Origin of the sequence: Tsukamurella soli (assembly GCF_039541155.1) — a bacterium.
In the GTDB taxonomy this organism is placed as follows: domain Bacteria; phylum Actinomycetota; class Actinomycetes; order Mycobacteriales; family Mycobacteriaceae; genus Tsukamurella; species Tsukamurella soli.
The window spans coordinates 1-22,434 of the sequence record NZ_BAABFR010000043.1; the positions used below are offsets into that span (position 1 = coordinate 1).

Here is a 22,434-nt window from a genome sequence, read left to right on the forward strand (position 1 = left end):
GGCGCGGGTGGCCGACGGTGCCGCGACCGCCTCGGCGACGGGCCCCAGCGCAGCGGCGACGGCGGCTTCGAAGCCCTCGGCGACCGACAGCCGCTCGGCCACGGCGGCGCTCAGCCCGTCGACGTTGTCGACCAACCAGGCGGCGCCGTCGCCGCGGTCCAGGTTCATCGACAGCGCCTCGATCCGGGCGGTCAGCGATGCGACGCGACGCTCGGCGTCCCGCTCCGCCGCCTGCAGCTCCTCGACACGCGCCTGGGCCACGGCCAGCGCAGCGGCGCTCCGCTCGTGGTGTTCGTCGAGCCCGGCCTCGCCGGCGTCGAGCTCGGCGATTCGAGCCTGCCCCTGCTGGTACTCCTCCTCGGCGGCCTCGGCGCGCCCGACGGCCTCCTCGATCGCCTCCGACAGCCGCGCCGACTCGGCATCGACGGACTCGGCACGCATCCGCAGGGTGTCGACCTGCCCGGCGAGGCGCGCGAGGCCCTCGCGCCGGTCGGCGATCGCGGCCACCGCGAGGATGTGCGCGGCTGCCGCCGCGCGCGCACCGTCCTCACGCAGCGCAAGCTCCTCCGTCGCTCCCTCGAGCGTCATGGCCGCCTCCTCGAGCTCGGCCATGAGCTCGGCCTCCTGCTCGGCGACGCGGTCGGCCTCGGCGAGCAGCTGCTCGGGGTCGCGCCCCGGCGCGACGGGGACGGGCTCGGACAGGTGCCGCACCCGCTCAGTCGCGATCCGGGCGGTGGACGAGACCCGCTCCGACAGCGCGGACAGGGCGAACCAGCCCTCGCTGGCGGCCTTCGCTGCCGGCGTGAGGGCGGCCACCGCCTCCTCCTGGGTGGCGACCACGGCCGACACCTCCTCGAGCGCGGCGGTCACCTCGTTCTGCTCGGCCCGCAGCGTTGCCTCGCTGCCGGTCTGTTCGGCGAGTTCGGTGCGGCGGACGACGAGGTCGTCGGCTGCGATCCGCAGCCGCGCATCCCTCAGATCGGCCTGGATGGTCTGCGCGCGACGCGCCACCTCCGCCTGCCGCCCGAGGGGTTTGAGCTGGCGCCGCAGCTCCGCGGTCAGATCCGTGAGCCGGGCGAGGTTCGCCTGCATCGCGTCGAGCTTGCGCACGGCTTTCTCGCGCCGCCGGCGGTGCTTGAGCACCCCGGCCGCCTCCTCGATGAACGCGCGCCGCTCCTCGGGGCGGGACTCGAGGATGGCGGCGAGCTGCCCCTGCCCGACGATGACGTGCATCTCACGCCCGATGCCTGAGTCGGAGAGGAGTTCCTGGACGTCCATGAGGCGGCACTTGCTGCCGTTGATCTCGTACTCGCCGGCGCCGTCGCGGAACATGCGCCTGGTGATGGACACCTCGGAGTACTCGATCGGCAGGGCGCCGTCGGAGTTGTCGATCGTGAGCGTGACCTCGGCCCGGCCGAGCGGCGCGCGGCCCGCGGTACCGGCGAAGATGACGTCCTCCATCTTGCCGCCCCGCAGGCCCTTCGCGCCCTGCTCGCCCATCACCCACCGCAGCGCGTCGAGGATGTTGGACTTCCCGGACCCGTTGGGTCCGACGACGCACGTGATACCCGGCTCGAGCCGCAGAGTCGTCGCCGACGCGAAGGACTTGAAGCCCTTCAGGGTCAGACTCTTGAGGTACATGACGCTGGATTTTACCGGTGGGTAGCTCCGAGACCGGCATCCCGCCGAGCGCGGTGCGGCGGACGACCGCCGGCGGAGAGAGCCATGGCGCGATCAGACGATCGACCCGGATCGAATCACGGTCGAATCGGCGCGATACCCGTGCCTACGTCGGAACGAACGCGCGTAGACCGTGATTGCGACCTCGAGTCGGAGATCGGCCCCGTCTCCGTCGATCAGTCGTTCTCCCAGATCGAGCCGAGCCGGTGCGCTACCAGCGACGTGATCGTCGCGGTCCCCGACTCCGTGTACAGCCGGATCTCCCGCGGCCCGTCGGCGGCGAAGATCAGCGACGACACCGTCTCGGCGCCGTCCCCGAGGAACACCTCGACGGAGCCGCGATCCACGATCACCCGGAGCCGCAACTCGTCTCCGGGATCGACGGGCGCACTGCGGTACCCCTTCTCGCCGTGCCCGGTGTTGCGGCGATCCACGTTCACGCGCCGCGCCAGGTCGTCGTACTCGACCAGCGTGGCGTGTCCGTCCGGTGTGGCGTTCACCGCGAGACCGACCCGTTCGGCGGTGGAGCCGGCAAGATCGATGGTCAGCTCCACCTCGGCGGAGTCCACCTCGGTGAGCACCGTGACGGGCGCGTCGGGCGTCACCACCTGCGCTCCGAGGACGTCGGTGTGGCTGCGCAGCCCGGCGAACTCGGCGATCGGCAGGGCCCGCACCCGCAGGTCGTCACCGAGCGTGAACTCGCGCGGCACCGCCAGCTGACCGCTCCAGCCGTCCTCGGCCTGCGACGCCGGCGGCACGGTGAACGATCCCATCCAGCCGAAGCCGATGCGGCGGCCGTCCGGCGCCTCGAACGACTGGAGCGCGTAGAACTCGGCGCCCCAGTCCACAAGCCGGTAGTCGGTGAGCGCCACGAAGTCGCTACCCGGTGCCCAGTCGCCGACGACGTAGCCGGCGTTGTGCCCGTTCCGTGACACGTACCCGGTGGGCTTCGGCCCCATCGGGCAGTACGCGAGCACCCACTTGTCGCCGAGCGGGAACATGTCCGGACACTCGAGCATGAACGCGTCGGGGTCGGGGTCGCGGAACAGGATCCTGTCGAAGTCCCACGCCTCGCCGTCGGCCGAGGTGTACAGCCACACCTCGCCGCGGTTGTCGGCCGAACAGACGCCGAACACCATGAACCACTTCTCGCCCATCCGCCACACTTTGGGGTCCCGGAAGTGTGGGAGGCCCGCGGGACCCTCGACGACGACGCCCTGCTTGGTGAACTCGATTCCGTCCGTGGTCACGGCGCGGCACTGGACCTGCAGGTTCCCGTCGCCCTCGTTCCGCCCGTTGCGCCAGCGGTGCCCGGTGTAGAACACCACCAGCTCGTCGCCATCAGCGACGGCGGAGCCGGAGAACACACCGTCGCGGTCCTCCTCCAGGCTCGGCGCCATGGCGATCGGCTCCCGCCTCCAGGTCACCATGTCGGTGCTGGAGACGTGGCCCCAGTGCATCGGGCCCCACTGGGCGGAGTACGGGTGGTGCTGGAAGTACACCTGGTAACGACCGCCGAAGAAGCTGATCCCGTTGGGATCGTTGATCCAGCCGGCCGGGGGCGCGATGTGCACCCGGGGGTACCAGCGATCGTTGCGGTTACTGCGGAGGTCGGCGACCGCGGTCTCGGCGCGGGCGAGTTCGTACTCCATGTCTCGTACGGTCATGCCAGAACCTTGCCCTTCGCGACGTCACCCGACCGGAGGAACGGGTCACCTTCGACGTCCTGATCGTCACGCTTGATGGTGAACCAGCCGTAGATCCCGGCGCACGCGACCACCACCGCGATCACCACGAACGTGGGCCGGTAGCCGACGTGATCGCGCAGCGAGCCCAGCGCCGGCGACAGGACCACGACGCCGATCTGCGAGGCGATCTGGAATCCGACCATGTACAGCGTCGCGGACAGCTTCGAGGCGAAGTGCAGGGTGAAGTAGCGGAAGATCGACAGGATGCACAGCGGCACCTCGAGGGAGTGGAACATCTTCACGATCGACACCATGACCGGGTCGTGGAAGAGCGCGCAGCCACCGATCCGCAGGCACATCACCGTCACGCCGAGCAGCAGGGTGTTCCGGACGCCGATGCGCTTCATCAGCACGGGGACCACCGCCATCATGGCGGCCTCGCCGAACACCTGGATCGCGTTGAGCGTGCCATAGACCTGCTGGCCACGGTCGTGCGACGAGAACAGTGCGATGTAGTAGTTGGGGAACATCTGCTGGTCGAACACGGTGTAGAAGGTCCACGAGAAGAAGACCAGGACAATGATCTTCCACAGCCGCGGCATGCCGAGCAGCGCCACCATCTCCTGCAGAGACGGGGTGGACGGCTCGATCGCCACATGGCCGGCCTCGGACTTCGCGTCGCGCCAGAAGATGGTGATCAGCAGGCAGATCACGCCGAGCACGGAGCCGAGGATGAAGTTCAGCTCCGGGTTCACGGAGTACAGGAAGCCGGCGGCCAGCGCCACCACGGCGTAGCCGAACGAGCCCCACGCCCGCGACTGCCCGTACTCGAAGCCGTACCGACGGCTCAGCCGCTCAGCGACCGCCTCCAGCAGGCCGGCAGCGGCCAGGTAGCCCAGCGACAGGTAGACGGCGCCGACCACCACACCGATGGCGAAGTGATGCCGCAACAGCGGCTCGTACACGAAGATGAAGAACGGCCCCACGAGGCTCATCGCGACCGATGCCAGCAGCACCAGGTGCCGCCGCAGTCCGAGCCGGTCCTGGATCGTGCCGTACACCAGCATGATCACCAGCGTCGCGAGTGAGTTCGCCGAGTAGACGGTGCCCTGGTTCGCCCCGTCGAGTCCGATCCCCTTGGCGTCCGTCAGCCATGGCGAGAAGAACGACCACCAGATCCCCCATGACGCGAAGAACGTCAGGAGCGTCGCGGACGCGTGGAGATAGGACCTGTTTCTGAGGGCCTGTGAGAACGCCATGGATTCCATTCCTTCGATGCTTTGCCGCCGAGCTGCGGGTGTGACTGAGGTTACATGGCAAACACGCAGGAAACAATGGGTGTGACGATTTAGCGCAACGATTTAGCTGATCGGTTTAGCTCGGTAGGGGCGCGTACTAAGAATGGCCTCGGGGCGGGCCGTGATGGGTGTCAGCGGGGAGCGATCGACGAGCGGACGGCCAGGGGCATCGGTAGCCGATGCAGCACGGGATCGAGATCGCCGGCGACGAGTAGCTCGACCGCTCGGGCCCCCAGCTCGTGGTGCGGTAGCGCCACAGACGACAGGGCCGGCCGCAGCCACCCCGCCAACTCGGAATCGTCGAACGAGACGACCGAGACGTCGTCGGGGACAGCGAGACCCGCTTCGGCCAGCGCCTGGTAGGCCCCCATCGCCGTTCTGTCGTTCCCGCAGATCAGCGCCCGCGGGCGCGGCGCGCTCCGCAGCACCTGCCGGGCCGCCTCGTAGCCACACTCGGGCGTCCAGTCGCTCTCGACGGTGCCGGCCAATACCGCTCCCCGGCGCCGGAACTCCTCCGCGATGCCCAGTGTCCGCTCGCGACCTGCGTAGATACCCTCCGGCTGAGTGTCGGTGACCTGTCGGCCGCCCAGGTAGTAGACGCCCTCGGTACGCCCCGCATCGAGTAGCGCGGCAGCTGCCGTCCGACCCGCGGTGCGCTCATCGGGTATCACGGACGGGCCGGTCTGGATATCGGGCAGGCAGTTCAGGAAGACATGCGGCACGGACGCCAGGGCGGCGGGCGGAGTCACCCGACGGGTGAACATCGCGCCGTAGATCAGCCCGTCGACCCGTCGATCGAGCATCGCATCGACGAGATCCGCACCGTCTGCGGCGAAGTCCTCGGTCTCGGCGACGATCACGAGCCGCGACGACCGGGCCGCCTGGTCGACGGCGCCGCGGATCATGTCGCCTGCATATGGAGCCGAACCGATGCAGTCGGCCACCATGCCCAACGTCAGCGTGATGTTCGAGCGAAGGCTGCGGGCCGTCATATTGGGGCGGTATCCGAGCCTGGTCGCCACCGCGCGTACCCGCTCGGTGGTCACCTCCGAGATGCGCATCCCCTCACGCCCACTGAGGACGAAGGACGCGGTGGTCACAGAGACCTCCGCCTCGCGCGCGACGTCTCCGAGGGTGACTCGTTTCGCCTTCATCCGTTCGCCGGCCGTCGGAGCACCCCCATCGCCACGCTCAGGCCGACTGCGACGTGGGGCCCCGATTCCACGTCACCTCCCCTTCGGGACGATGCGGTGCGGAACGAACGCGGCACCGTCGTCGGTGATCAGTCCGGCACTCTCACGTATCCCCAGCCCCGCCGGCTCGTCGCCCACTACCCACGCGCCCAGCACGGGGTGGAACCCGTCGAAGTCGGGCAGCGGGTCGAGGAGCTGGTACACGTAGCCCTCGGCACCGTAGACGCCGCCGGTCGCGGTCTCCCGCCCCGCGCCGACGATCGACAGGTTGGCGCCCTCGCGGCCGAGCTTCGGCTTCTTCACGTATTCGGTGAGGAAGCCGGGCTGGTCGACATAGGCCGGCAGCAGGTTGGGGTGGTCGGGGTACATCTCCCACAGCACCGCGAGGATCGTCTTGTTGGACAGCAGAGTCTTCCACAGCGGCTCGATCCAGGTGGTCTGCGGCAGCGACTCCACGATGTGGCGGCCGAACTCGTCGTCGAGCACCCATTCCCACGGGTACAGCTTGAAGACCGCGTGCATCGGCGCATCCTCGAGGTCGACGAAGGTGCGCAGGTCCTCGTCCCAGCCGATCTGCTCGACGGGCAGTGCGACGGTGTCGAACCCGGCCTCCGCGGCCGTCTCCTGCATGTACGCCGTGGTGACGTGGTCCTCACCGGTACCGTCCGCCTCCGACCACGCGACGTGCAGCTCACTCGACGGCAGCAGATCCTTGACCACGCCCCAGCGGGCCACCAGCGCCTCGTGCAGCGAGTTCCACTGGTCGTAGCCGCCCTCATCCCAAGACAACGTGGCGGTACCGTTCGACCCGGCTCCGCCGACGGTGTCCCGGAACCAGTGCCACTGCAGGATCGACGCCTCGAGCAGCGTGGTCGGGGTGTCGGCGTTGTACTCGAGTAGCTTCGCCGGCCGCCGCCCGTCGTAGCGCAGGTCGAACCGGCCGTACACGTGTGGATCCTGCCGCTTCCAGGACTCGGCGATCGGGCCCCACGACCACTCGGGCAGCCCGAAGTCCTTGAACCGCTCGGTGACGATGACGTTCTCGACGGCCTTGAGGCACATCGAGTGCAGTAGGTCCACGTCAGCCTCGAGGGCGAGGATCTCGTCCATGTCGAACTCGTAGAACACCGACTCGTCCCAGTACTCGCGCGGCGCCCCGGCACCGTCGCGGGCGGGCGTGCCGTACACCATTCCCTGGGACACCACGGTCTCCCGCCACCCCGGCCTCGGGGTGCCCCTCATCCGCCGCATGTCAGCTCCCGCCGGAATGTCCGTGGCCGCCGGAGCGCGGCCGCGATCCGCCGTGTTCCGCGGCGCCCAGCCCTCCGCGCCTGATGTTCTTCGTGCCCACGTTGGACTTGCCGCCGGCGCCGAACGACGTCACGTTGCGCGAGTCGATGCTGCCGCCGGACGGCGTCACCAGCCGCCGGTTGTTCGGCACGTCGTAGCTGCCGCCGGTCAGGTGACCGCCCGACAGGGTGCCACCGTAGTGGTACCGGTAGCTCAGCCCGTTCAACAGGATGAAGCCGGTGAGTGGGTTGATGTGCCCCGTGGAGCAGTAGTTCTCCGAGACCACGTTGCCGCTCTGGTCGGTGCAGTAGGCGGTCGTCGAGCCGGAGCGGTCGGGGATCGCGTACAGCAGCGCCACCACACCGACGACGCCGACCACCGCCCCGCCGCCGATCAAGGCGTTCCGGCGCCGCTTCCGGTTCCGGGCGTCGACGCGGGCCTGTTCCTCGGCGGCGGCCTGGGCCTCGGCCCGCTCCCGCTGCGCCCGCTGTCGGGCCCGGGCCTCCGCCACCGTCTCGGGTCGCGGGGTGGCGGAATCCGGGGCCTGCTCGCGCATCCGACCGGGCCGGGGCCGCTCGACGGTGCCGTCACTCTCGTCGCCGAGACCGCCGGGCGGCTGCGCGCCGCCCAGGCCGGTGAACGGCGTCTGGGGCCGATCAGGGGACTCGGGCCCCGGTAGGTCGCTCATCCTGCCTCCACCACGTCTATCTGCCCGCCGATCGTAGCCGGACGCCACTCATCGCTCCTCGAACCGCCTCAACCCGCCCTGGGCCGCACCGAACAGCTCCACCACCACGTCCACCTCGCCCGGCGTGTCGCCGGACCACAGCAGACGGAGCATCTCGTCGCATCGGTCCTTCGGCCCCTCGACCACGACCCGCACCCGGCCGTCCGCCTGGTTCGCGGCGTAACCCACGAGACCCAGCTCGAGCGCGCGCGACTTGGTCCACCACCGGAAGCCGACACCCTGGACGCGCCCGTGCACCCAGGCGGTCATCCGCACGGCGCCGCCCGCCTCCGGTCCGACCGCGTCCGCGGGCATCAGTCCGTCTTGATCGCGAGGTTCACCGCGGTGCCGGTCTTGAGGGTGCGCCCCACGGTGCACACCGCGTCGATCGCGCGCTCGACCACGGTCAGCAGCCGTGCCTGCGCGTCCTCGTCCAGCTCGGACAGGTCCACCTCGAGGATCTCGTCGAGCTCCGGGTAGCGCTCGTTCTCGCGGTCGGCGGCGCCCGACACGCGGACGGTGGCGTCGTAGTCGTCGCCGAGCCGCCGCGCGAGCGGGCGGTCCGAGCTCATGCCGGTGCAGGCGGCCAGGGCGATCTTCAACAGTTCCCCGGGGGTGAACACGCCCTCGACGTCCTCGGACCCCACCAGCACCTCGGCACCGCGCGAGCTACGACCCGTGTACCGCCGGACCCCCGTCCGCTCCACCCAGAGTTCTGTGTGTGCCTGCTGTGCATCCGCCATGGGCACCAAGATACCGATCCGCACCGGACGGAATCGCACTCCCGCCGACGTTCGCTACGGCTCTACCAGCACCGTTCCCACATACTCGCCCGCGGCGACTCCGATCAGCGCCTCGGCGGCGCGCTCGAGTCCCCCCACGGTGGCGCCCGCCGGCACCAGCTGGCCGTCGGCGATCCATGCGGCGGAGCGCTCGCGCCACTCGGCCTCGGCGTCCGGATCATCATCGGAGCTGTAGCCGCGCAAGGTGATTCGCAGCGGGGCGAACAGGCCACCGTCGAGCTGCACCGTCGAGTCGCCGCCCAGCTGACCCGCCAGCGATCCGAGCAGGACGTATCGGGCATGCGGCCGCGCGGCGCGCACCGCCGCCGCGAGCTGCTCCCCACCCACGTTGTCGATCACGACGTCGAGGCCGTCGGGCGCGGCCTGCCCGAGTTGCGCATCGAGCGGCCGGTCGCGGGTGACCACCGCGTCGTAGCCCAGCTCGGCCATCAGCCGGTCTCCGCGAGACCGATCGCTCGCCGTCGCCAGCACGCGGCCCGCGCCGAGGATCCGGGCGATCTGGCCCGCCATCGCCCCGATGGCGCTGCCGCCGGCCGTCACGAGCACGGTGTCGCCGGGATGCACGCGGGTTCCGCGAGTGAGGGCGGCATACGCGGTCCCGCCGAATCCCAGGGCGACCGCCGGCGACACGTCCGCGGGCACCATTCGACAGTCCCGCACCGGGAGCACGGCGTAGTCGCGCCAGCCGAGGTGGTGTATCACGGTGTCGCCCACGGTGATCGGTCCGCCCGACGGTGCCGCGAGCACCGTGCCCATCGCCGCGCCGTACAGCGCATCGCCGACTGCGACGGGCGGGAACGGCACACCACGCCGCTCGCGGCCACCGCCGACCATCGCCAGCAGCGACGCCGACACCCGGAACGCGCGGACGCGCACCACCACCGCACCGGGGCCGGGCTCCGCCAGCGGGCGTTCGACGACGGCGAAGTCGTCCGCGCGCGGCGTGCCGGTCGGCTCGCGGATCAGGGTCACCACTCGGGTCGCGGCGGGGACGGGCGTGGTCATGGTCGACTCCTCGGGATGTCAGCACGTGCACCACCACGCTAGGATCCACCCGACGGATACCTCCACAGCCACTCGGAGAATCGATGGAATCCGACACTGGTCAACGCACTGCGCTGGATACCACAGATCGAAAGATCATCCACGCGTTGTTCCTCGACGGTCGGGTCTCGTTCTCCCGGATCGCGGAGATCCTGGGCGTCTCGGACCAGACGGTGGCGCGCAGGTTCCGTCGGCTGCAACGCCGGCACGGCCTGCGGGTCGTGTGCCGCGAGGCCGCAGCAGCCACCGACGCCGAGTGGCTGCTGCGCCTGCGCTGCACCCCGGGGCGCGCGGGCGCGGTCGCCGATCTGCTGGCCCGGCGCGACGAGACGCACTGGATCCGGATCTGCGCCGGTGGCGCCGAGGTCGTCTGCGGCGTCACCGAGTCCGACGCCCACCCCCATGAAGCACTGGTCGACGAGTTGCTCCCCGCGACGCGCGCCACCGTCGTACTCGCTGCGCACCGCATCCTGCACACGTTCCGCGGCGGCCGGACGACCCTCCCGAGCCTCACCGGCGCGTTGTCGGACGACGAGGCGGGGCGCATCCGGGCGCTCCCCGCCGCACCCGCGCCACCGGTCGTGCTCGATGCGCAGGACCGCGTCCTGCTCGCCGAGCTGGCACGCGACGGCCGCGCGGGCTACGCGCCTCTCGGGATCGCGACCGGCATGGCGGAGGCGACGGTGCGCCGTCGGCTCGGCGCACTGCTCGACGCGCGGGCGGTCTACTTCGATGTCGACCTCGACGCGACGAGCCTGGGTTACACCGAGACGTCGCTGCTGTGGATCACCGCGGCACCCGCCCGCGTCGATGCCGTCGGTCGGGCGATCGCGGCCGTCGGCGACGTGGCGTTCGCCGCCGCGACCACCGGCCCCAGCAACATCGTCGCGTCGGTCCTCAGCCGCGGCACCACCGACTTGTATCGCCTGGTCACGTCGATCGGCGCGATCGACGGCGTGGACCGTCTCGCGGCCGACCCGGTGCTCCGCACCGTCAAGGCGTCCGGCGCCGTCAGCTCCGCGGGGCGGGCTGGCACTTCGGGCAGAAGTGCGAGCCGCGGTTCATGAACTGCTCGCGCCGCATGATCGTGCCGCACCGCCGGCACGGCTCGCCGTCGCGGCCGTACGCATTGAGCGACCGCTCGAAGTACCCCGACTGCCCGTTGACGTTCACATACAGCGCGTCGAAGCTGGTGCCGCCCTGCGCGAGCGCCTCGCTCATCACGGCGGTCGCGTCGTCGAGCAACCGCCCCAGCGCGGGCCCGGTCAACGCGGACGCGCGCCGCCGACCGTGGATCCTGCTGCGCCACAGCGCCTCGTCGGCGTAGATGTTGCCGATCCCGGACACCACGGTCTGGTCCAGCAGCACCCGCTTGACCTCGGAGTCCTTGCGCTTCATCGCCTTGATCACGGCGGCGCGATCGAATGCGGGATCGAGCGGATCGCGCGCGATGTGGGCCACGGACGCAGGCAGCAGCTCACCGTCGGCCTCGACCAGCGGGTCCACGTGCCAGCCCCCGAATGTGCGCTGGTCCACGAACCGCAGCAGCGAGCCGTCGTCGAGTCGGGCGCGGATCCGCAGGTGCCGGTCGGCGTCCGCGACCGTCGGTTCTCCGAACAGCAGCTGCCCGCTCATCCCGAGGTGCACCACCACCGCGACGTCGGCCTGCTCGCCGTCGCGCGCCAGCGGCAGCCACAGGAACTTGCCGCGGCGCTCGGCGGAGGCGACGGTGGCGCCGGTGATCTGGCCGATCAGGTCGCCGTCGCCGGCGGCATGCCGACGCGCGGCGCGCGCGTGCAGCACGTCGACGACGGTGACGGTGCGCCCCACGAGATGCTCGGCCAGGCCGCGGCGGACCACCTCGACCTCGGGAAGCTCAGGCATCAGGCCGGGTCGCCGCCGGAGTCGCCTGCGGCACCGTCGGGCTCGTCGACCGGGACACCCTCGGCACCGGCGCCCGGGCGACCCTGCTCCGCGTCGAGTGCCTCCCAGGCAGCGGCGGCAGCCTTCTGCTCCGCCTCCTTCTTGGTGCGCCCGACGCCCTCGCCGAGGTCCCGCTCGGCCACGACGACCACCGCGGTGAACTCCTTGTCGTGGTCGGGCCCGGTGGCGGTGACGCGGTAGCCCGGCACGCCGAGGTCCCGCTCGGCGGTCAGCTCCTGCAGCGATGTCTTCCAGTCCAGCCCCGCGCCCATCGACGACGACGCGGCCAGCAGCGGCTCGAACAGCCGCAGCACCACGCCGCGAGCCACCTCGATGCCGTGCGCGAGATGGATCGCCCCTAGCAGCGCCTCGGTGCCGTCAGCGAGGATGCTGTCCTTGTCGCGACCGCCGGTCATCTCCTCGCCGCGCCCGAGATACAGATGGGCGCCGAGTCCGCCCTCGCCGAGGGTCCGCGCCACCGACGCCAGCGCGTACATGTTCACCACGCTGGCCCGGATCTTCGCGAGATCACCCTCGGGCTTGTCGGGGTGCGTGCGGTACAGCCACTCGGTCACCGAGAGGCCCAGAACACTGTCGCCGAGGAACTCGAGCCGCTCGTTGGTCGGCAGGCCGCCGGCCTCGTACGCGTAGGAGCGGTGGGTCAAGGCGAGCGTGAGCAGCTCATCCGGCAGCTCGACTCCCAGCGCCGCCAGCAGTGGAGTGCGATCGGTGATCGGGGGCACCGGAAGCCGCTTGCTCACCGCGCGCCGGCCTCCGGAGTGTCGGCGGCGGCATCGGTGGCATGCGGCCCGCTCGCGACGCTCCCGGCGCCGTCGGTGGCATGCGGCCCGCTCGCGACGCTCCCGGCGCCCTGCGTGAACTGCGCCAGCCCCGCCCACCGCGGGTCGATCTTGTCGTGCGTGTGCTGGGGACCGAGGACGGCGAGGCGTTCGCCGCAGTCCACGCACAGGCCCGGGCAGTCGGGCCGGCAGGTCGGCGACAGCGGCAGCTCGAGTGCGACCCCGTCGATGATCGCCTGCTCGAGGTCGATCATGTCGTCGTCGACGCGGAAGACGTCGTCCTCGTCGGTGGTGCGCTCGGTCTCGCTCGCCGGGTAGGCGTACAGCTCGGTGAGGAACACGTTCACGGCGCCGTCCACCGGACCGAGGCATCGGGCGCACTGCCCGGCGGTGTCGGCGCTCACGGTTCCGGTCACGAGGACGCCCTCCGATACCGCCTGCACCTGCAGGTCGAGATCGATCTCCTCGCCCTTCTCGATGCCGATCAGATCCACGCCCAGCCGCTCGGGAGCAGCCACGGTGCGGTGCACCTGTGCGGAGGTGCCGGGGCGCTTCCCGAACGCCCGGACGTCCAGTACGTACGGCCTCCCCGCGGGCTGACGCACGCTCGCGTTCTTGTTCTCGGTCACTTACACCCCAATCGGCTCCACGTTCGTCGCCTACCGCACCCCGCGGCGGCCATCACGAGCCAAACACCCAACCATAGGCCGGAGCGGTGCCTCACGCAAAACCGCGCAGCCTGTCGTGCTATGGCGCAGCCGTCAGCGGCACCATGCGGCGACGTCGTCGATCACGCGGAGGTCCACGTGCTGGGGCGCCAGGTATCCGTTCGGCGTCGACGGCCCCGTCCCCACGAAGAACTGGTGGTCGTCCTCCTCGTAGACGGTGATCGTCGCCTCCCCGCACCCCGCGAGCGCGTCGCGCCAGGCGGGCAGGTTGTCGACCGCCGTCACCTGGTAGTCGCGGCCGCCCTGCAGCAGGAGGATCGGGATCCGCAGCGCAGCGGCAGTCGCGGCTGGGTCGTACTCGATCAGGCTGCGCCAGTACGCCGCGGGCGCGCCGAACGGCAGAACGTCCGACGGGATGCTGTCGCTGAAGTCGGGTGCATCGATGCGCGCTACCCGCTGCGCCATGTCCACGACGGCCGGATGCGAGTCGACAGCGGTGGTCCCCAACGATACGAGGTAGCGGATCTGCCGGAGCGCGGCGTGGTGCACCTGCTCGGTCGCCCCCGCCAGCAGGATCAGCCCGCGCACGCCGGGCTCCTCGGTCGCGATCCGCGGGGCGACGGTGGCGCCCAGGCTGTGGCCCAGCAGGTACACCCCGTCGATCGCCGGGTGCTCGCGCAGCAGGTGCAGCGCGCCGAGTGCCTGCGGCAGGTATTCGTCGTCGACCGTGACGTCGGCGGGGAGCGCCCGCGGGTTCACGCGCGTGATCTTGTCGAACCGCAGGGCCGCGACGCCGCGGGTGGCGAGGCCCCACGCGATGTCCTTGAGCGGCTTGTTGTCCGGGGTCAGGGTCTCATCCCGGTCGATCGGACCCGACCCGGCGAGCAGCACGACGCCGGGAAACGGCCCGTCGCCGACGGGCACGGTCAGGGTTCCCGGCACTGCCAGCTCGCCGGGGCCGACGGTGACGTCGTACTCGATGAAGCGGTCCGGGTCGGCGTAGCGGGGCGGGGCCCACCGGTCGTGCGGGCGGTACCGCAGCCCACGCAGCAGCCCGCCCGGCCCGAGGGTGACGCGGAGATCGAAGGAGCCACGCTCGCCGGTCAGTGTGGTCACGACGACATCGCCCGCAGGCGCAGCCCCGGGGGCACCGTCAGCGCCGGGTTCGAGGGTCGTCTCCCCCACCGCGACCACACCGCCGCAGGCGGCGGTCACCGTCTGCCAACCGGACACGATGGCACCGCCGGCGGCTGCGGCCTGGAACTCGGGAACCCCCAGCGCGGTGACGGCGTCGAAGTCTCCCGTCACCAGCAGCTCGACGACGTGCCGCGCAACAGCGACGCCGTCCGCCACTAGCTCGCGTCCGCTCGGTGCTCCACGAACTCGTCGATGTACCCGTCGGTGGCGCCGTGATCGGTGTAGTCGTGCACACCGGCGGCGGTCCGCAGCTGCTGCCGGCCGCGGTTCACCGAGCGCATCGTGGCGGCGAGGATCTCCTCGAACTGCGCCAGCTTCGTGTCGACGTACACATCGCAGTCGCCCCGCAGGCGGTCAGACTCGGCGTGGGCGGCGTCGATGATGCGATCCGACTCGCCCTTGGCGGCGGCGACGATCTCCGTCTCGGACACCAGCCGCTGCTGCTCGGCGATACCCTCGGCCACCGACCGCTGGTACGCGCCGTTGCCCTCGGCGATCATGCGGTCGGCCTCCGACCGCGCGCGTCCCGTGACGGCCTCGTACTCGCGCTGCGCGCCGCGGCGGATGCGCTCGTCCTCGGCGCGGGCGTCGGCGACCATGGCGGTGGCGTGCTGGTGGGCCTCGGCCACCATGCGGTCGGCCTGCGCCTTGGCGTCCGCCAGCAGGCGGTCGGCCTCCGCGCGGGACCGGCTCAGCGTGGCATCCGCCTCGTTGTTCGCCTGCGCCACCGTGGTGTCCGCGTGCTGACGCGCGTCCCCGATCAGGTGGTCCTTCTGATCCAGCACGTCCTGCGCATCGTCCAGGTCGCCGGGGAACGCGTCACGGATGTCGTCCAACAGCTCGAGCACGTCGCCGCGGGGCACGACGCATCCGGCCGTCATCGGGACACTGCGAGCCTCCTCGAGGATGGCCCCCAGCTCGTCCAGTGCTTCGAAAACTCGGTACACGACAAAAACCTCTCGCAGACGGGTGTCTGTGACCATTGTGGCGCGTGGGAGCGCGGAACCGCCGCACCCCGGCCGCCTAGCGTGTCGGCCCGGCGCCTTTACCCCGCGCGGGCCTCCGCAACACGACCCTGACAGCGCCGCCGGCTGGTATATCGACCTCGCGTCGCTGTGCGGGTCGTTCTGCGGAGCGCTACGCGAGCTTGGCCTGCAGCGCCGCCGCGACGTTCGCGGGAATGAGCGCGGTGATGTCGCCCCCCAGCTTGGCGACCTCCTTGACCAGCGAGCTCGACACGTAGGCGTACCGCGGGTCGGTGCACAGGAACGCCGTCTCGACGCCGGTGAGGTGCGCATTCATGCTGGCCATCGGCTGTTCGTAGTCGAAGTCCGTGGAGTTGCGCAGGCCCTTGACGATCGCCTGGGCGCCGCGTTCGCGGGCGTAGTCCACGAGCAGGCCGGTCCACGACTCGACAGTGACCCCAGGCAGGTCGGCGACGTTCTCCTCGATCAGCGCGATGCGCTCATCGATCGCGAACATGCCCTGCTTGTTGGGGTTGACGACCACGGTGATCACCAGCTCGTCGAACAGTCTCGCCGCGCGGCGGAAGATGTCCAGGTGACCGAGCGTCATCGGGTCGAAGGATCCGGGACATACCGCCCTACTCATGCCGCCGCCTCGCTCATGACGAGTGATCCTGTCTCATCCGACCCGCTCCTGCCAAGTACCCAGCTGCACCCGGGTCTCGCCGTAATCCCGCGCCATGTCCTCGTCGTATCCCTGCGGCCAGGCGATCGGCGGGGTGCGCGCCGAGCGTTCCACCAGCACATACGCGTCCGGTGCCAGCCACCCGCAGGCGAGCTCCGCGAGGTTCCGCTCGACGGTGCTCCCGGGCAGGTCGTAGGGCGGGTCGAGGAACACCAGGTCGAACGGTTCGGCGGGCCCCTTCAGGTAGGCGTCGACGGTGCCGCGCCGCACCCGCACCCCGCCGCCCACGAGGTCCGCGTTCGCCTTGAGCACCGCGGCCGCCCGCGCGTCCTGGTCCACCAGCACGGCACGCGAGGCCCCACGGGACACGGCCTCGAGCCCCAGGGCCCCGGAGCCCGCGTACAGGTCGAGCACGGCGACGCCGGCGAAGTCGATCCGCGCCGCGAGGGCGCTGAACACCGCCTCCCGCACGCGATCGGACGTCGGCCTGGTCCCCTTCGGGGGCACGGCGAGGCGCCGCCCACGCGCCGACCCGGCGACGATCCTCGTCATGTGCCACCTCCGCGCTCGGCCCCGCTCTGGTCTGCGCGGCGCCCGTTCGGCAGAGTAGTCGGCATGGACGCCGCGACAGACCTCCGTGCCCTCGGCATCGAGGCGGACGATTCGTCGCTGCGCCGTGCCGAGTACGCCTACGACGCCTCCAACTACCGCGTCGTCCCGCGCGTGGTGGTGTTCCCGCGCACCGCCGAGCAGGTCGCCGCGGTCGCGACGTACTGCCACCACCACGGCCTGGTCCTCACCGCTCGGGGCGGTGGAACGGGCATGGGCGGCAACGCGATCGGATCGGGCGTGGTGGCGGACCTGTCCCGGTACATGACCGCTGTCCGGTCGGTCGACGCCCACGGACGCACCGCGACCGCGCAGCCGGGGGTCGTGCTCACCGCGCTGCGCGCCGCGGTCCACGCGGCCACCTCCGGTAGGTTCACGTTCGCGCCCGACCCGTCGTCGCAGAGCCGCGCCACCCTCGGCGGTGCGATCGGCAACGACGCGTGCGGCAACCACTCGGTGCGCTACGGGCGCACCTCCGACCACGTCGAGTCGCTCGACGTGGTCACCGCCGACGGGCTGCGGCTGACCGCCGACCGGAACGGCCTGCGCGCGACGGTGTCCGGCGACCCCGCCGCCGAGCACCGCGCGGCCGAGCTGGCTGTGGGCATGCGGAAGATCGCCGCGGCGAACCTCGCGCCGCTGCGCACCGAGCTCGAGCGGTTCGGCCGGCAGGTGTCGGGCTATCACCTGGCGCGACTGTTGCCGGAGAACGGCTTCGACGTCGCGCGTGCGCTCGTGGGCTCGGAGGGCACGTGCGCGATCGTGGTCGGGGCGACGGTCTCGCTGGTACCACAGGCAGCCAGCGCGCTGCTCGTGTGCCTGGGCTATCGCGACGTGGTCGACGCCGCCCGCGACGTGCCCATGCTGCGCGGATTCGACCCCACGGCGGTCGAGGGCATCGACGAGAAGATCGTCGCCACGATGCGGGCACGACGCGGTCCAGGCGCGGTGGCGACGCTGCCCGACGGTGCCGCGTGGCTGTTCGTGGACGTCGACGGCGATTCACCGGAGGCGGTGGCGGCCAAGGCATCCGAGGTGCTCGAGGCGGCTACGGCACAGGGGCGGATCACTGGTGGCCGCGTGGTGCCCGACCCGGAGGAGCGCGCGCTGCTGTGGCGGGTGCGTGAGGACGGCGCCGGGCTCTCGTCACGGCTCATACTCGGCGGCGATTCGGGCGCGTACGAGTCGTGGCCGGGTTGGGAGGACGCGGCGGTGCCGCCGGACAACCTGGCCGACTACCTGGCCGAGTTCGCCGACCTGCTCGCGCGCCACGGCCTCGACGGCGTCATGTACGGCCATTTCGGCGCCGGCTGTATGCACGTGCGGATCACCTTCGACCTGCGCACCGCCGCGGGCGTTCGGGTGTTCCGCGCGTTCACCCGCGATGCCGCGGAACTCGTGGTGCGGCACGGTGGTTCGCTGTCTGGCGAGCACGGCGACGGCCGAGCGCGCAGCGAGTACCTGCCGCTCATGTACTCCCCCGCCGTCATGGCCGCCTTCGCGGAGTTCAAGCGGCTGTGGGACCCGGCGGGAATCCTCAACCCCGGTAGCATCGTCGACCCCGCGCCGGTCGACGCCGACCTGGCCCTCACCGGTGTGCCCCACCGTCCCTGGCCCACCGCTACGGATCTCGGGCAACCGGTTCCCGGCAAGCCGGCGCCGTTCGTGCACGCGGTGCAGGGTTGTATCGGCGTCGGCCGCTGCCGCACCCACAGCGGCGGCGTGATGTGCCCGAGCTACCGGGCGACCGGCGACGAGACCCACTCCACCCGGGGCAGAGCGCGGGTCCTCCAGGAGATGGTGCGCGGAGCGTCGACCCCCGACGCGGGCTGGGCCTCGCAGGACGTGCACGACGCGCTGGACCTGTGCCTGTCATGCAAGGCGTGCTCGTCGGACTGCCCGGTGGGCGTCGACATGGCCACGTACAAGGCGGAGTTCCTGCACCAGCACTACCGTCGGCGGGTGCGGCCGGCAGCGCACTACGCCTTCGGTGCGATGCCGCTGCTACTTCCCGCGGCGGCGTACGTTGCACCGCTGGTCAACCGACTCGCCCCGCGGCTGCCGCTCGCGCGGCGCCTGGCCGGCATCGACCCGCGCCGCAAGCTGCCGGTGTTCGCCGGTCGTCGCGCCGTGCACGCCGCGCTCGAGGACCTGCCTCGGAACCCGCGGCCCGACACGGTCCTGTTCGTCGACTCGTTCACCCGCGCGTTCCGCCCGCACGTCGCGGGCGCGGCCGCGCGGGTGCTGTCCGACGGTGGCCGCGCGGTCACCTGCACGACCGACGGTTGTTGCGGCCTGCCCCTGATCTCTACGGGCCAGCTCGGCCGCGCCCGGAAGCGGTTGCGCCGCTTGGCCGACGCGCTGGACGGGCCCGGCACCGTCATCGTCGTCCCCGAACCGTCGTGCGCGGCGGCGCTGGCTCAGGATCTGCCGCGTCTCGTCGACACCCCCGCGGCGCACCGCGTGTCGGGACGCGTGCGCAGCTTCGCGGCCGAGGTCTCCGTCCTACTCGACGGTGGCTGGCACCCACCCCGGCCGATGCCGGGACACGTGACGGTGCAACAACACTGCCACGAGTACGCGGCATTCGGCGCCACGACCCAGCGCGCGGTGCTCCGCCGGCTCGGCGTCCCCGACGTCACCGTCGCCGAGGGATGCTGCGGCGTGGCAGGTGATTTCGGCTTCGAGCGGGGTCACTACGAGGTCAGCATGGCAGTCGCGGAGCACGCGCTGGCGCCCGCCCTGCGCACCCGTCCGGCCGAATCCACCGTCCTCACGGATGGTTTCAGCTGCACCATGGCGGTCGACCACCTGACTGCGACGGGCGCCGTCCCGCCGGCACGGCCGCGCCATCTCGCCGAGCTCCTCGATCCGCTCTGAGCTACGCAGCGGGTGCGCTCGGCCTCAGCCGGCGTGGGCCAGCTGGGCGATCCGCGTCGCCGCGGTGTCGGGTCCCGGCACCTCCGTGCCGCGGATCGAGCAGCCCTTGGTCTCCTTGAGGAACGGCATCGCGATCAGCCCGATCACGCATGCGCCCATCATGTACCAGGCGGGGAACAGGTTCCAGCCGGAATGCCGGACCACCGCGTCGTTGACCAGGCCGGCGGTGCCGCCGAATGCGGCGGTCGCCACGTTGTAGGAGATCGCGAATCCCGCGTACCGCACCGGGGTCGGGAACATCGCCGGGAACGTCGCCGAGATGGTGGCGAGCTGGGGGATGTACAACAGCCCCAGGATCACGAACGACACCACCGCCCAGCCGAATCCGTGGCTCATCAGCAGGAACAGCGGCCAGGCGAACACCAGCAGGCCGATCAGCGAGCCCCACCACATGGGCTTGCGCCCGGTCACGTCGGACAGTCTGCCGAAGACGGGGATGAACAGCGCCATCACGAGTTCGCCGATCACCACGAGAAGCGTCGCAGAGGAGTCGCTGAGACCGATGGTGCCCTGCAGGTAGGTCGGCATGTAGGTCAGCAGCGTGTAGTTCACGACGTTGAGGGCGATCACCATCCCGAACATGATCAGGATCGGCGGCCAGTAGTTGCGCAGAAGTTCGACGAACCGTTGCCCCGCGGTCTGCTTCGCGACCGGCTCGCCCTGCATCTCGGAGAACACCGGGGTGTCGCTCATCCGGCTCCGGAGGTACCAGCCCACCAGCCCGAGCGGCAACGCGAGGTAGAAGGGGATGCGCCAGCCGAACGACTGCATCTGCGTGTCACTGAGCAGGTGTTGGAGCAGCAGTACCACGGCGGAGCCGAGCACGAATCCGCACATGGTGCCGAACTCGAGGAAGCTGCCGTACCTACCGCGCTTGCGGTCCGGCGAGTACTCGGCCATGAAAGTGGCTGCGCCGCCGTACTCCCCACCCGTCGAGAAGCCCTGCACCACACGGAGCAGGATCAGCAGCACCGGCGCCAGGGCACCCACCTGCGCGTGGGTCGGGAGCGCGCCGATCAGCGCGGTGGAGCCCGCCATCAGCAGGATGGTGGTGGCCATGACGACCTTGCGGCCCACCCGGTCTCCCAGCGGCCCCCACACCATGCCCCCGAGGGGGCGAAGCGCGAAGGAGATCGCGAAGCCGAGGTAGGTGCCGATCGATCCCAGCGAGCCGGGAAAGAACGCGTGCGTCAGGTATGTCAGCGTCGCGGCGTAGACGCCGTAGTCGAACCACTCGGTCATGTTCCCCAGCGCTGAGGCGGCGATCGCCCGGTGCAGAACGGACGTGTCGACGTCCGGCGGTGGCGCCGAGATCGCTTCCGCGAGAGGCGAACTAGAGCTCGGTTCGGTCGATTGTTCAGGCATGCCAGCCCCTAGCGTGGTCTCACCCGCCGCTACGTCGCCGCCTGCTACTAGACGAGGCGCGTCGACGGATCGGTGATCTCCGCCATCAGCGATTCAGCGCATCGGACGCGCCGGACCACCTTCGTCCAAACATCGAACGTAGCAGATCTCACCGACCGCCGGAGGCGCTACACCCGTGCCGGGGCGCCCACCCGGTAGCGCTGCGCGGGGTGATCGGGGGCGATCCGGTCGCCCTTGCCGAGCAGCTTGTGGCGCAGCGTCCCCGGGACGTACTCCGTGGGATATGCCCCGCGCCTGCGCAGTTCCGGGACGATCAGCTCGACCACGTCCTCGAACGTCCCGGGCGTGATCGCGTACGCCAGGTTGAATCCGTCCACGTCGGTCGCGTCCACCCACTCCTGCAGCTCATCCGCCACCCGCTCGGCGGATCCCACCAGCACCGGCCCCATCCCGCCGATGCGCCCCCACTTGGCGATGTCCGACACCGTCCACTCCTTGCCAGAGGGATCCGCCTGCTGGAACGCAGCGACCGCGGACTGGATCGCGTTGGAACGCACGTCCCCCACCGGATCACCCGGCGCGTACGCACCGAGGTCCACTCCCATCCACCCGGACATGAACACCAGCGCACCCTCCTCGCTCGCGTACCGGTGGTACTCCGCGAGTTTCGCCTGTGCGGCGGCCTCGGTCTCGTCGGTCACGATCGTCAGCAGCGTGTACACCCGCGCCGAGTACGGGTCACGGCCGTTCGCGACGAGGCCCTCGCGCACCGTCGTCACCAGCCGCTTGAGGATCGCCTTGGTGGGCGCCGCGACGAAGATCGCCTCGGCGTTCCCGGTCGCGAAGGCGAGGCCGCGCGGAGAGGCACCGGCCTGATAGATCACCGGCGTGCGCTGCGGCGACGGCTCCCCGACGTGGATACCCGGCACATCGAAGTACTTGCCGTGGTGCTCGATCGGGTGCACCTTCTCCGGGTGCGTGAACACCCCGGACTCACGATCGCGCACGACGGCGTCGTCCTCCCATGACCCCTCCCACAGCTTGTACAGCACCTCCAGGTACTCGTCGGCGTGGTCGTACCGCTCGTCGTGCTGCAGCTGGTCGAGCTGCCCCATGTTCTTCGCCGCCGACGGCAGGTAGCCGGTCACCACGTTCCAGCCGACCCGGCCGTTCGTCAGGTGGTCGAGGGTCGTCAGCCGCCGCGCGAACGGGAACGGGTGCTCGAAACCCGTTCCGGCCGTGATACCGAAGCCGAGGTGCTCGGTGACCGTCGCCATCGCCGACACCAGCAACAACGGGTCCGAGACGGGCACCTGCGCGGCGTGCCGGATCGCGGCGTCGCCCGTGCCCTGATACGCGTCGTAGATCCCCAGCACGTCGGCGATGAAGATCCCGTCGAAGGTCCCCCGCTCCAGCAGCTTCGCCAGCTCGGTCCAGTACCCCAGCTCCTTGTACCGGTGCGACTGGTCCTCCGGGTGCCGCCACAGGCCGGGCGACTGGTGGGCGACGCAGTTCATGTCGAACGCGTTGAAGCGGATCTGGCGGGTCATGGGCCGCAC

At 70.9% G+C, this 22,434-nt stretch carries 20 protein-coding genes; 2 read left to right on the forward strand and 18 right to left on the reverse strand.

Annotated features, from left to right (window positions below; translation table 11 throughout):
* From ABD908_RS14395 to ABD908_RS14435, 9 genes are all read right to left on the reverse strand, one after another.
* A partial coding sequence (locus ABD908_RS14395) for a chromosome segregation SMC family protein (protein ID WP_344996995.1) occupies positions 1–1,641 on the reverse strand: 1,641 nt, incomplete at its 3' end.
* A 215-nt stretch (positions 1,642–1,856) separates the two neighbouring features.
* A complete protein-coding gene (locus ABD908_RS14400; protein ID WP_344996998.1) occupies positions 1,857–3,347 on the reverse strand; it encodes a glycoside hydrolase family 32 protein in 1,491 nt (496 codons plus the stop codon).
* Positions 3,344–4,627: an MFS transporter gene (locus ABD908_RS14405; RefSeq protein ID WP_344997001.1), complete on the reverse strand. Its 1,284-nt coding sequence runs from the start codon at positions 4,625–4,627 to the stop codon at positions 3,344–3,346. Before ABD908_RS14405 ends, ABD908_RS14400 begins: the two co-directional genes overlap by 4 nt.
* Before the next feature lie 170 nt (positions 4,628–4,797).
* Positions 4,798–5,820: a LacI family DNA-binding transcriptional regulator gene (locus tag ABD908_RS14410; protein ID WP_344997004.1), complete on the reverse strand. Its 1,023-nt coding sequence runs from the start codon at positions 5,818–5,820 to the stop codon at positions 4,798–4,800.
* A 72-nt stretch (positions 5,821–5,892) separates the two neighbouring features.
* Positions 5,893–7,110 (reverse strand): glutathionylspermidine synthase family protein, encoded by a 1,218-nt coding sequence (locus ABD908_RS14415; protein ID WP_344997007.1) that lies wholly within the window; start codon positions 7,108–7,110, stop codon positions 5,893–5,895.
* Between the two features lies 1 nt (position 7,111).
* A complete protein-coding gene (locus ABD908_RS14420; RefSeq protein WP_344997010.1) occupies positions 7,112–7,837 on the reverse strand; it encodes a hypothetical protein in 726 nt (241 codons plus the stop codon).
* 48 nt (positions 7,838–7,885) lie between these two features.
* A complete protein-coding gene (locus ABD908_RS14425) occupies positions 7,886–8,191 on the reverse strand; it encodes an acylphosphatase (protein ID WP_344997013.1) in 306 nt (101 codons plus the stop codon).
* On the reverse strand, positions 8,191–8,619 hold the full coding sequence (locus tag ABD908_RS14430) for an OsmC family protein (protein WP_344997016.1): 429 nt from the start codon (positions 8,617–8,619) through the stop codon (positions 8,191–8,193). Before ABD908_RS14430 ends, ABD908_RS14425 begins: the two co-directional genes overlap by 1 nt.
* A gap of 54 nt (positions 8,620–8,673) precedes the next feature.
* Positions 8,674–9,684 carry an MDR family NADP-dependent oxidoreductase gene (locus ABD908_RS14435; RefSeq protein ID WP_344997019.1) on the reverse strand — a complete coding sequence of 337 codons (1,011 nt, stop codon included), beginning with the start codon at positions 9,682–9,684 and terminating at the stop codon, positions 8,674–8,676.
* An 83-nt stretch (positions 9,685–9,767) separates the two neighbouring features.
* On the opposite strand from ABD908_RS14435, the gene ABD908_RS14440 reads away from it, so the two are divergent.
* Positions 9,768–10,790: an AsnC family transcriptional regulator gene (locus ABD908_RS14440; RefSeq protein WP_344997022.1), complete on the forward strand. Its 1,023-nt coding sequence runs from the start codon at positions 9,768–9,770 to the stop codon at positions 10,788–10,790.
* On the opposite strand, the gene mutM is transcribed toward ABD908_RS14440, so the two are convergent.
* From mutM to rsmD, 7 genes are all read right to left on the reverse strand, one after another.
* Positions 10,735–11,607, reverse strand: coding sequence for a bifunctional DNA-formamidopyrimidine glycosylase/DNA-(apurinic or apyrimidinic site) lyase (mutM, locus tag ABD908_RS14445; RefSeq protein WP_344997025.1), 873 nt, complete (start codon positions 11,605–11,607; stop codon positions 10,735–10,737). The genes ABD908_RS14440 and mutM overlap by 56 nt on opposite strands.
* Entirely contained in the window at positions 11,607–12,407 is an 801-nt protein-coding gene (rnc, locus tag ABD908_RS14450) for a ribonuclease III (protein WP_344997028.1), read from the reverse strand. Before rnc ends, mutM begins: the two co-directional genes overlap by 1 nt.
* Positions 12,404–13,075 (reverse strand): YceD family protein, encoded by a 672-nt coding sequence (locus ABD908_RS14455; protein ID WP_344997031.1) that lies wholly within the window; start codon positions 13,073–13,075, stop codon positions 12,404–12,406. The genes rnc and ABD908_RS14455 overlap by 4 nt, the downstream gene beginning before the upstream one ends.
* Positions 13,076–13,207: 132 nt before the next feature.
* Positions 13,208–14,467 carry an alpha/beta hydrolase gene (locus ABD908_RS14460; RefSeq protein ID WP_344997034.1) on the reverse strand — a complete coding sequence of 420 codons (1,260 nt, stop codon included), beginning with the start codon at positions 14,465–14,467 and terminating at the stop codon, positions 13,208–13,210.
* On the reverse strand, positions 14,467–15,258 hold the full coding sequence (locus tag ABD908_RS14465; RefSeq protein ID WP_344997037.1) for a DivIVA domain-containing protein: 792 nt from the start codon (positions 15,256–15,258) through the stop codon (positions 14,467–14,469). The genes ABD908_RS14460 and ABD908_RS14465 overlap by 1 nt, the downstream gene beginning before the upstream one ends.
* A 190-nt stretch (positions 15,259–15,448) precedes the next feature.
* Positions 15,449–15,922 carry a pantetheine-phosphate adenylyltransferase gene (gene coaD / locus ABD908_RS14470; protein WP_344997040.1) on the reverse strand — a complete coding sequence of 158 codons (474 nt, stop codon included), beginning with the start codon at positions 15,920–15,922 and terminating at the stop codon, positions 15,449–15,451.
* A gap of 33 nt (positions 15,923–15,955) precedes the next feature.
* On the reverse strand, positions 15,956–16,513 hold the full coding sequence (gene rsmD, locus ABD908_RS14475) for a 16S rRNA (guanine(966)-N(2))-methyltransferase RsmD (protein WP_344997043.1): 558 nt from the start codon (positions 16,511–16,513) through the stop codon (positions 15,956–15,958).
* 63 nt (positions 16,514–16,576) lie between these two features.
* Here rsmD and ABD908_RS14480 point away from each other — a divergent pair, with 63 nt between their 5' ends.
* A complete protein-coding gene (locus ABD908_RS14480; RefSeq protein ID WP_344997046.1) occupies positions 16,577–19,450 on the forward strand; it encodes an FAD-binding and (Fe-S)-binding domain-containing protein in 2,874 nt (957 codons plus the stop codon).
* Between the two features lie 24 nt (positions 19,451–19,474).
* Here ABD908_RS14480 and ABD908_RS14485 read toward each other — a convergent pair whose 3' ends face one another.
* Entirely contained in the window at positions 19,475–20,875 is a 1,401-nt protein-coding gene (locus ABD908_RS14485; protein ID WP_344997049.1) for an MFS transporter, read from the reverse strand.
* Between the two features lie 167 nt (positions 20,876–21,042).
* The gene (locus ABD908_RS14490; protein ID WP_344997052.1) at positions 21,043–22,425 is read right to left on the reverse strand and encodes an LLM class flavin-dependent oxidoreductase; all 1,383 of its coding nucleotides are present in this window, start codon (positions 22,423–22,425) and stop codon (positions 21,043–21,045) included.
* Between the last annotated feature and the right edge of the window lie 9 nt (positions 22,426–22,434).

Excerpts from the sequence above, each read along its gene's own strand:
- ABD908_RS14400 (WP_344996998.1), bottom strand. The coding sequence starts at position 3,347 with ATGACCGTACGAGACATGGAGTACGAACTCGCCCGCGCCGAGACCGCG.
- ABD908_RS14405 (WP_344997001.1), bottom strand. The coding sequence starts at position 4,627 with ATGGCGTTCTCACAGGCCCTCAGAAACAGGTCCTATCTCCACGCGTCC.
- ABD908_RS14410 (WP_344997004.1), bottom strand. The coding sequence starts at position 5,820 with ATGAAGGCGAAACGAGTCACCCTCGGAGACGTCGCGCGCGAGGCGGAG.
- ABD908_RS14415 (WP_344997007.1), bottom strand. The coding sequence starts at position 7,110 with ATGCGGCGGATGAGGGGCACCCCGAGGCCGGGGTGGCGGGAGACCGTG.
- ABD908_RS14420 (WP_344997010.1), bottom strand. The coding sequence starts at position 7,837 with ATGAGCGACCTACCGGGGCCCGAGTCCCCTGATCGGCCCCAGACGCCG.
- ABD908_RS14425 (WP_344997013.1), bottom strand. The coding sequence starts at position 8,191 with ATGCCCGCGGACGCGGTCGGACCGGAGGCGGGCGGCGCCGTGCGGATG.
- ABD908_RS14430 (WP_344997016.1), bottom strand. The coding sequence starts at position 8,619 with ATGGCGGATGCACAGCAGGCACACACAGAACTCTGGGTGGAGCGGACG.
- ABD908_RS14435 (WP_344997019.1), bottom strand. The coding sequence starts at position 9,684 with ATGACCACGCCCGTCCCCGCCGCGACCCGAGTGGTGACCCTGATCCGC.
- ABD908_RS14440 (WP_344997022.1), top strand. The coding sequence starts at position 9,768 with ATGGAATCCGACACTGGTCAACGCACTGCGCTGGATACCACAGATCGA.
- mutM (WP_344997025.1), bottom strand. The coding sequence starts at position 11,607 with ATGCCTGAGCTTCCCGAGGTCGAGGTGGTCCGCCGCGGCCTGGCCGAG.
- coaD (WP_344997040.1), bottom strand. The coding sequence starts at position 15,922 with ATGAGTAGGGCGGTATGTCCCGGATCCTTCGACCCGATGACGCTCGGT.
- rsmD (WP_344997043.1), bottom strand. The coding sequence starts at position 16,513 with ATGACGAGGATCGTCGCCGGGTCGGCGCGTGGGCGGCGCCTCGCCGTG.
- ABD908_RS14480 (WP_344997046.1), top strand. The coding sequence starts at position 16,577 with ATGGACGCCGCGACAGACCTCCGTGCCCTCGGCATCGAGGCGGACGAT.
- ABD908_RS14485 (WP_344997049.1), bottom strand. The coding sequence starts at position 20,875 with ATGCCTGAACAATCGACCGAACCGAGCTCTAGTTCGCCTCTCGCGGAA.
- ABD908_RS14490 (WP_344997052.1), bottom strand. The coding sequence starts at position 22,425 with ATGACCCGCCAGATCCGCTTCAACGCGTTCGACATGAACTGCGTCGCC.